The 9,409-nt window shown below is 72.9% G+C and carries 5 protein-coding genes; 2 read left to right on the top strand and 3 right to left on the bottom strand.

The annotated features are described in order from the left end of the window. The coding region (lhgO, locus tag ADL01_RS13710; protein ID WP_053742250.1) for an L-2-hydroxyglutarate oxidase at positions 1–920 on the bottom strand (920 nt) is incomplete at its 3' end. Between the two features lie 140 nt (positions 921–1,060). After that, on the bottom strand, positions 1,061–2,485 hold the full coding sequence (locus ADL01_RS13705; RefSeq protein WP_053742249.1) for a hypothetical protein: 1,425 nt from the start codon (positions 2,483–2,485) through the stop codon (positions 1,061–1,063). Positions 2,486–3,245: 760 nt separating this feature from the next. Between ADL01_RS13705 and ADL01_RS13700 the strand changes: the two genes are divergently transcribed. After that, a complete protein-coding gene (locus ADL01_RS13700; RefSeq protein ID WP_053742248.1) occupies positions 3,246–5,429 on the top strand; it encodes an asparagine synthase-related protein in 2,184 nt (727 codons plus the stop codon). Positions 5,430–5,547: 118 nt separating this feature from the next. After that, the gene (locus ADL01_RS13695; RefSeq protein ID WP_053742247.1) at positions 5,548–8,979 is read left to right on the top strand and encodes a BTAD domain-containing putative transcriptional regulator; all 3,432 of its coding nucleotides are present in this window, start codon (positions 5,548–5,550) and stop codon (positions 8,977–8,979) included. Here the strand turns inward: ADL01_RS13695 and ADL01_RS13690 are convergent. Then, on the bottom strand, positions 8,966–9,409 hold a 444-nt coding region (locus ADL01_RS13690), incomplete at its 5' end, for an NPCBM/NEW2 domain-containing protein (RefSeq protein WP_199834820.1). The two genes, ADL01_RS13695 and ADL01_RS13690, sit on opposite strands and share 14 nt — an antisense overlap.

Below are 9,409 nucleotides of genomic sequence, written 5' to 3'. Positions count from 1 at the left end.
ATCCGCCACGACCCCGGCCACGCCCCGGTCGCCCCCAGCTCCCGCAGCCGCACGGTCCCCCACCCGTACCCCTCCCGGGCCAGCGCCGGCACGGCATTGGGCCCGATGTGGACGCCCCCGTCGATCCCCCGGGTGAGATGCACCCCGAGGAACGGGAACGCCGGATCCGGCACCGGATACACCAGCCCCCGCACCAGCTCCGGCCGGGCCAGCGTGAAGTACTCGCCCCGGAACGGCACGATCCGCATCCCGGGATCGTCGCCGGTCAGCCGGGCCACCTCGTCGCAGTACAGCCCGGCGCAGTTGACCAGCACCCGCCCCCGGACGATCTCGCCGCCCCCCGGCCCCGCCGTCCGCACGGCCACCCCGAGCTGCGGCCGCCGGTCGATCCGGACGACCTCGGCGCCGTACCGGATCTCCGCCCCGGAGGACTCGGCCAGCTGCCGGGCGACCGCCACGTAGTCGCACACGCCCGTCGTCCCCACGTGTATGCCGGCGAGTCCCCGCACCTCCGGCTCGTACTCGCCGATCTGGGTGGGGCCGAGTTCCCGTACCGGAATGCCGTTCTCCCGGCCGCGCTGGACGAGGGCGTGCAGCCGGGGCAGCTCGTCCCGCTCCGTGGCGACGATCAGCTTGCCGGTGACGGCGTGCGGGATGCCGTACTCCGCGCAGAACTTGACCATCTCGGCGGCGCCCCGCACCGCGTACTCGGCCTTGAGCGAGCCGGGACGGTAGTAGATCCCGCTGTGGATCACCCCGCTGTTGCGCCCCGTCTGGTGCCGCGCCGGGCCCGACTCCTTCTCCAGCACCGTCACCCGGGTGCCCGGGGCGGCGCGCGTGATCGCGTACGCCGTCGACAGGCCGACGATCCCCCCACCGATCACCAGCACGTCACAGTCGTAAGCGAACCCACGCGTCAGCTCCACCGCACCCCACCTCCTGCTTTCGATAGTGCACTGCGCCACTGACAGTCACTTCAAACGCAGGGAGCGGGCACGCTTCGAGCACGCTTCGGACGCGGTGATTTCCCGGCAGGCTCCCGACCGCCTCGCCGCGGCGACTATGCCGGAGTCATCAGCAACGGCCTGGCCCGCTCGCGCAGCTCCACCACCCGCGGTTCGTCCCCGTAGGGCTCCAGCCGGTGCAGAAGATCCTTCACGTACTCGGTGGTGCGCGCCGAGGAGATGCGCCCCGCGACCTCCACCGCCCGTACGCCCTGCTCGCATGCCGCGTCGAGATTGCCCGACTCGAGCTCGGCGACCGCGGACACGACCAGCCGCAGTCCGTGCGAACGTACGAACTCCTCCGTCGGCTTCGACAACGCCTGCTCCGTGAAACGGCGGACCTGGCGTGGTGCCTTCAGGTCGCGGTAGCACTCGGCCGCGTCGGCGGCGAAGCGGTCGTAGCCGTAGAAACCGAGCCACGACGGGTCGTGGTCGCCCTCACGGGCCCGCTCCAGCCAGCCCTCCGCGGAACGCAGCGCCGCGCCCGCCGCGTGCGCGTCACTCGCGCGCGCGTGGGCTCGTGCCTCGACCAGCCGGAAGAAACTCATCGTGCGGGCCGTGGCGAGGCCCCGGTTGCGCTCCAGGGCGGCCTGGGCGAGGTCGACGCCTTCGTCGCCGAAGCCCCGGTAGGTCGCCTGCAGGGACATCGAGGCGAGGACATAGCCGCCCAGGGGCACGTCCGCCGCCGCTCGGGCGAGCCGCAGCGCCTGGATGTAGTACCGCTGCGCGGCCTCCTGCTGGCCCGTGTCGAAGGCCATCCACCCGGCGAGGCGGGTGAGTTCGGCGGACGCCCCGAACAGCGCGCGGCCCACCTCGTCGGAGTACGACCCCAGCAGCAGGGGCGCCGCCTCCACTCTTAAGCACTCGGGCACCATGGACGAACGCCAGTCGCCACCGCCGTACTTGGAGTCCCAGCGCCTGGCGTCCTCCGCGGCCTCCCGCAGCTTCTGCACGTCGCTGTGGCCGACTTTCAACGGTGCCCCGGAGCCCTCGGAGGGGCTCGCGTCGCGTGCCACCGAGCTGTCGGCCGGGGTTATCAGCCATCGTGAGGCGGGCGTTGCGTATGCGCTCACTGCGAACGATCCGGCGAGCGACTGCCAGATGCCGCCGGAGCCGGCGCGGCGGCCCGCGAGATCGAGACGGTAGAGGTCGGTGGCCGAGCGGACGGCCTGTCCGACGTCCCTGGGGAAGGCGAGGCCCACTTCGGGTGCGGGATCCGCGTCCGCCAGGCCTATCTCGTGGAGCGGTACCGGGCGGCCGAGTTTCTGGCCGATGGCGGCCGCGATCAGGTGCGGCGCGGCGCCCTGCGGCACCATGCCCTTCGACACCCAGCGCGCCACCGACGTCTTGTCGTAGCGAAGCGTCAACCCGCGTTGGGCGCCAAGGTCGTTGACGCGACGCGCGAGTCCCGCGTTGCTGATTCCCGCGAGGGCGAGAACGGTGCCGAGTTTTTCGTTCGGCCCGCGTTGCTCCCTGGACATGCGCCACCCCTCGACACAGACGGCTGCCGCGCTGGCATAACCATGCGGCATTCGTAAACCCAGCGTAGTTCGCCGCATCCCAAGCGTTAAGGGGCATTGTTCCGGATGGCGGGATTGTGGTCCGTACGGAAGTTCTGGGGATGTACGCACCGTTGCGACGTGCCCCCGACGTGTGGCCGTGCGCCTGTCCGTGCGCTCTTCTCCGGCCATGGCGGGAGCGCTTCCATGGATCCTGCGTGGGTCGGCCCGCTGTACTGGATCCAGTGGGCTGGGGGACACCGCCGCCTACATCCCCGCGGGCGGCGGACCGGTCCGGGAGGCGAGCTCCGCCTCCCGGACTGTGCGTCGGCGCTGCGCTCCGCAGAGCCTGTACGGAGCGTGCGTGAGCCTGCCCAGGCTTCGCCAACTTGGCCGAAAACAGACCCTGTCTTCCCGGGTCCATTACCGCTCCCACCACGGAGATCGAGGGCGCACGGGGCGTCTTGGGGGAGCGTAATGGGGGCGCATTCAGGTCGCAGTCGTGGCGTGAACTCCCTGATCGGCGGGTTGTGGACGTCCTGCCCGAGGAACCCCGAACTCCCCTGACCCACGCGTGCGTTCAGAGCCGCGCGGGCATGTTCCCAGGGGTGCACAGGAGTTCGCAGGGGCGCATTCCGGGGAGCGCGAGCGGCTCCGCCGTCCCTCCTGGGTGCGTCCTTCATGGCAGCATGGTGCCGAGTTCGTCCGGTGCACTGGTTGTCCACAGCCTGTGGAGGCGTCGATGCGGTGGTTGGTGGGATGGAGCAGCACCGCAGCTGTGGCCGCCAAGTACGGGACAGGGCCTGGCGGTTACGGCGCGGCCGACAGCGCCGGAGTCGGGAACGGCAGCGGAAGCGGTAACGGGTCCGGGGCCGGATACGCGGCGGGCGCCACCGGCTACGACGGCGAGTCGGTCCACCCCGTCGGCTCCCAACTCCTGTGGGGAGACCCCGATCCGCTCTGGGCGGTCGGCGACTGGCGTCCCGACGAGGTGCGCGTCGTGCGGGCCGACGAACAGACCCGCATAGCGGTCCTGGGCACCTGCGGAGCCACCGACGAACAGCTGCGGGTCGCCCTGTTCGCCGCCCGCGGAGGCGCACTTCGCCATCTGACGGCCTGGCCGGGCAGCTACACGGCCGTCGTCCAGGTGGGGCGCCGGCTCATGGTCTGCGGCGACCTCGCGGGCGCGCGCCCGGTGTTCCACACCCCGTGGGCGGGCGGTACGGCCTACGCGACGGCGGCTCTCCCGCTCGCCGACCTCATCGAGGCCAACCTCGACTTCGGCCACCTCGCCGCCCTTCTCGCGGCCCCCGACGTACCGGCCGCGCTGCACGACTCGACCCCTTACGACGGCGTGCGGCGCATTCCGCCCGGGCATGCGCTGATCCTGCGCGCCGGGGCGCGCGAGATCGCCGGGTACGAGCCGGTCGCCTCCCTCGCGGTCGCGGCTGCCTCCGTGGACCCCGACAGCGCGGTGGACGGCGTGCGGGACGCGCTGGTGGAGGCGGTACGCGCCCGGCTGTCCGCCCCTCGCCATGTACCCGGCGCCGACGTGGACCCCGGACCGGTGCCCGGGATGGGGCCCGCGGAGCGACGGGCGGCGCGTGGCATGCCCGTACCCGGCATAGGGGCCGACCTGTCCGGCGGCCCCGCCTCGGGGACGCTGGCGCTCCTGGCGGCCGGTCTGCCGGGGATGCCGGGGACGGTGCTGGGCCACGGCACGGGCGCGGGGGAGCGGCTCCTGGCGGTGACGTTCAACGATCTGGTGGTGGGCGGGCGCGAGGCGGAACTGGAGCGGGCGGGGGCCCTGGCGGCGAACCCGCGCCTGCATCACGTGGTGGTGGCGGGCGGCGAGGACGTCCTGCCGTACGCCGACCTGGAGGGCCCGCTGACCGACGAACCGGGCCCGTCCCTGGTGACGGCGGCGCGTCACCGCGCCCGCCTGGCGTCGGGCAGCGCCGACCATTTCACCGGCTACGGCGCCCGGCAGGTGCTGGACGCCCACCCCGCCCGCCTCGCCGACCTCCTGATGGACCGCAAACGACGGCACCTGGTGCGCCCGGTGGCGGCGCTCGCGAAGGCCGACGGCTCGGTGATGGTCTCCGCGCGCGTGTACGGCGCCGCCCGCAGGCTCGCCCGCACGCCGTACCTCGCCGGCCTCGAGAACCTGTCCGACCGGCTGATGCAGCGCCGTTTCGACGAGCCCGGCGGCGCGGTGGGGGCCTCACTGGCCGGGCTCACCTGGGCCAGACCCGGCCCGGCGGCGCGCTGGCTGACCGGTGAGGCGCTCGCTGAAGTATCGGTTCGCCTGAACGGGGCGACGGATCGCGCGGGCGTCGGCGTCGGCCCCGGGCAACGCCCCGGGGACTTCCGCGCGCGTGCGGCGCTGGCCCGCCAGGCGGCGGACGTACGGGTCCTGGAGCAGGCCGCGGAGATCCGCTTCCAGCGGCTCCACACGCCCTTCCTGGACAACCAGGTCGTACGCGCCTGCCGAGCCCTCCCGGAAGCCCTGCGCGTCCAGCCCGGCGCCAGGGCGTCCATCCTCCGTACGGTCCTGGAAGGCGCCGGCGTCGCGGACCTGCCCCCTGGCTGGGGCACACCGTCCCACGCGTCGGCGAACGCGGCGTCCCGGACGGGTCTGCGGGTGTCGGCGGAGTCCCTGATGGCGCTGTTCGACACGCCGCTGTTGGCGGAGGCGGGTCTGGTCGAAGCGAGAGTCGTGCGCAAGGCGATCAGGGCGGCCGCGGAGGGCGAGCCCCTCCCCCTGGACGGCCTCGCGGACCTGGTCTCCCTGGAGGTATGGCTACGCCGCCTCCTCTCCCGCCGAGGCACCTGCTGGACGGGAACCCCGGCCCGCCAACGAGCCGTACCGTCGGGAATCACCCCGCAGAGGGGAGCGTTGGGAGCGGGGGCGTCCCGCGGCTGACCTGTCTCAGCCCGTCCGGCGTCCGACGACGAGGCCCCTTCAGGGCCGACAGCGGGGTTTGGGGGCGCAGCCCCCAAGGGACGGGACGGGTAAGGGCGGCGGGGGCGAGAATGGGTCGGTGCGGTACAGAATCCTGGGCGTCACCCAGGCCGAGGACGACCACGGCACCGCCGTACCCATCGGCGGCCCCCGCCTCCGCGCCCTCCTCACCGCCCTAGCCCTACGCCCCAACCGCGCCACCACCCCCGAAACCCTGATCGACGAGGTCTGGGCGGACACCCCACCCAAGGACGCCCCCGCAGCCCTCCAGGCCCTGATCGGCCGCCTACGCCGCACCCTCGGCAAGGACACGATCACCTCGGACCCCGGCGGCTACCGCCTGACCGCACCCCAGGACCACATCGACCTCCACCTCTTCGAACGCCTCGTACGGCAGGGCAAGGCCGCCCTGGAAAGCGCCGACCCCGCGACAGCCACACGCACCCTCTCCGAGGCCCTCGCCCTCTGGCACGGCCCCGCCCTGGCCGACCTACCGGACCGCACCGCCGCGACCCGCCCGGAGGCCCTGCGCCGCGAGGCGACACGCGCGCGCGTGGAGGCGGACCTGAGACTGGGCCACGCCCACGACGCCGTACCGGAGCTGCAGGAGCTGACGAAGGCTCACCCGTACGACGAACCGCTGCACGCCCTCCTCATCCGCACCCTGCGCGACACGGGCCGCAGCGCGGACGCCCTGGCCGCGTACGAGACGGCCCGCCGAACTCTGGCGGAGGGCCTGGGCACGGACCCGGGCCCGGAACTACGCACACTGCACAGGGAGTTGCTGACACAGCCGTCAGCCCTCCCCACCCAACACCCGCACCGAAGCACCTCCACTCACAACGCGCCCCCCACCCGCAACGCCACCCCCACCACCAACATCCGCCCCCGTCTGACATCTTTTGTCGGCCGGGAACCCGAGATCGAGGCCATCCGTTCGGATGTGCACAGGACCCGTCTCGTCACCCTCGTCGGACCGGGCGGTTCCGGAAAGACCCGTCTCGCCGAGGAAGCCGCCGCCGGCCTCCCCCAGGCGTGGCTCGTCGAGCTCGCCCCGCTCGACCGGCCGGAGGCGGTCCCCGGCGCGGTGGTCAGCGCGCTCGGTCTGCGCGAGACCGTGCTCAGGACCACCGAGCTGACGACCCCGCAGGACGACCCGCTCGCCCTGCTCATCGAGTACTGCGCCCCGCGCAGCCAGCTCCTGATCCTCGACAACTGCGAACACCTCATCGACGCGGCGGCGGAGCTCGCCGAAACCCTCCTCACGCACTGCCCCGGCCTCACGATCCTCGCCACCAGCCGTGAACCCCTGGGCGTCCCCGGCGAGTCGGTGCGCCCGGTCGAACCCCTTCTGCCCGACCCGGCCCGCCGCCTCTTCGAGGAGCGCGCGGCGACCGTGAGCCCAGGTGCGCGCACCGCCCTCCGCGACACCGAGGCCGTGGAGGAGATCTGTCGTCGGCTCGACGGCCTGCCCCTCGCCATCGAACTGGCCGCCGCCCGCCTGCGACTGCTCACCCCGCGGCAGATCGCCGACCGCCTGGACGACCGCTTCCGCCTCCTCACCTCCGGAAGCCGCACGGCGCTGCCCCGCCAGCAGACCCTGCGCGCGGTCGTCGACTGGTCCTGGGACCTGCTCGACGAGCCGGAACGGACGGTGCTGCGCGAGGTCTCCGTGTTCGCCGGCGGCTGGGACCTCACCGCCGCGGAGGCGGTGTGCACCGGCCCGGTGGCCGACCTCCTGGGGGCGCTCGTCGACAAGTCCCTGATAGTCGCGACACCGCACGAGCGGAACGAGCGGAACGAGCGGAACGAGCGCGACGAGAACGACGGGTTCGGCACCGGTGTCCCCGGGATGCGCTACCGCATGCTCGAGACCATCCACGAGTACGCCGCCGAGCGCGCCGCGGAGGCCCCTGAAGCACGTGCCGCCGTCGAGCGACGGCACCGCGCATGGGTACGCGCGCTGGTGGAGAAGGCCGAACCGTTGCTCCGCTCCGCCGAACAACTCCCGTGGATATCCCGCCTCGAGACGGAGCTGGACAACATCCGGGCGGCCCTCGACCGCGCGATCACGGAGGGCGACGAAGAGGAGGCCACCGCCCTGATCCTCGCGATGGGCTGGTTCTGGTGGCTGCGCAACTTCCGCCGCGAGAGCATGGATTGGCTGACGCGAGTCCTGGACCTGGACACCGAAAGCACCCAGGTGAACGGCCATTCCCACAGCCATTCCAGCGGCTATACCAACCGCCGTATGAACCTCCGCATGCTCCTCATCTTCCTGACCCATGACGCCGACCCGGCCACGGTTCCCCGAGACGAGCACTGGCAGCGCCAACTCACCGAGGTACGCGCCCACTTCGCGCGCGGCGGCCCGGAGGCGGCCCGACTGCCGGGCATCGCATGGCCGTTCACCTTCCTCACCGACCACCCGGCCCCCACCGACCCCACCACCCCCACCACCCCCAGCGACCCGGCCAACGGCGGCCAGCTGGCCGCAGCCGCCGCCCTGGAAGTGGCGCTCGCCAACTGCCGTGTCCACGGCGGCGACTGGGAGATCGCCGTGACCCTGATGTTCCGTACACACGTGGCCGTCGACTCGGCCGGCGGCCTGCGCGGCCGGCGGATCGACGACGACCTCGCTGAACTGCGCGTCCTCAGCCGACGGGTGGGAGACCGCTGGGTGCGCGCCCAGGTGTGCAGCGCGGCCGGGGAGGCCGCCATGGTGCGCGGCGGCTTCTACGAGGCCAAACAGGAGTACGAGGAGGCGCTGCGCCTCGCCCACGAGGTGGGCGCCCACGCCGAGGCCCCGTTTCTCCTCGCGCGGCTCGCCGAGATCGCGTACCGGGAGGGCGATCGTGCCGGCGCGCTGACCGCGCTGGACGAGGCGACCAGGGTGGCCGATCGTTACGGGGTGGCGGACTCCCGGGCGTTCGTCCTGCTACTGAGGGCGCACATGGCGCTGGAGGAGGGCGAGGTCGCCCTCGCGCGTGCGCTGTGCGACCGGTCCCGCGCGGAGATCGCGCACGGCACACCGCCGCCGCAGTTCACGGCGGGGCTGGACGCGATGGACGCCCTCATCGTGGCCGAGGAGTGCGGACCGGCGGAGGGACTGGCGAAACTGACCGCCACCCTGCGAGATGCCGTGGCGCAGCGCTGCGCCGAGGTGATCACGGCGGCGCTGGCGGACAGCGCGGCGAGGCTGCTGGCCGTCCTCGGCGATCTGCCTCGCGCGGTCCGCCTGCTCGCCGCCTCCGAAAGCTGGCGGTGCGGCCACCCGCGCCCGATGCCGGACCGCGCCCGGGCACTGGAGACGGCGACCGCCGCCCGCGCGGCCCTGGGAGCGGACCGGTACGAGTCCGAACGTACGACGGGATCGGTACTCACCGTCGATGACGTACTCGGCGAACTCGCCCACCTGGACACCACACCTCACCCGCCACCGGGCACACCTCGACCACGGCCGACCTCCCCGGACACCCCCACCCCGGAATTCCGCGTCACCGGCACATGAACTTGGACTCCGCCCAGTCCGCGAGTGCCACCGAGTCGAACGGCGTGTGAGGTTCCACGACCAGGCGGATCGTCCTGCGCCCGGTCAGGTCGACGTGGACGGGTACGGCGTCCTGGCCGCCCTGGACCAGCTCGGACCGCCACACGCGCTCCCCGTCGGCGAACACCGAGAAGCGGACCTCGCCGAGGCCGAGCATCAGGTCGTCGACGCCGACCAGGGCGTCGTACGAGGCGCACTCGCGGTTGAGATCGATGGTGACCGAGGACTCCCCGTGGACGGTGACCCCGTGCTCGTACTGATTGTCCGCGATCGTCACCCCCCACCGCTGCCACACCCAACCGCTCTCGCCGAGCCGCATCTCGGGCTCGGTGCCGTCACCGGTGACGCCGTACCGCAGCTCGTTCCACTGGAAGTCGGCCGGGGCGGGCGG

Source organism: Streptomyces sp. NRRL WC-3618, assembly GCF_001280005.1.
In the GTDB taxonomy this organism is placed as follows: Bacteria; Actinomycetota; Actinomycetes; order Streptomycetales; family Streptomycetaceae; genus Streptomyces.
Note: the sequence above shows the minus strand (reverse complement) of the source record. Positions and strands in the feature narration are given on the sequence as shown.

What these genes read in the sequence shown, in the direction of transcription:
- ADL01_RS13700 (WP_053742248.1), top strand. Translation starts at nt 3,246, where the DNA reads ATGCGGTGGTTGGTGGGATGGAGCAGCACCGCAGCTGTGGCCGCCAAG.
- ADL01_RS13705 (WP_053742249.1), bottom strand. Translation starts at nt 2,485, where the DNA reads ATGTCCAGGGAGCAACGCGGGCCGAACGAAAAACTCGGCACCGTTCTC.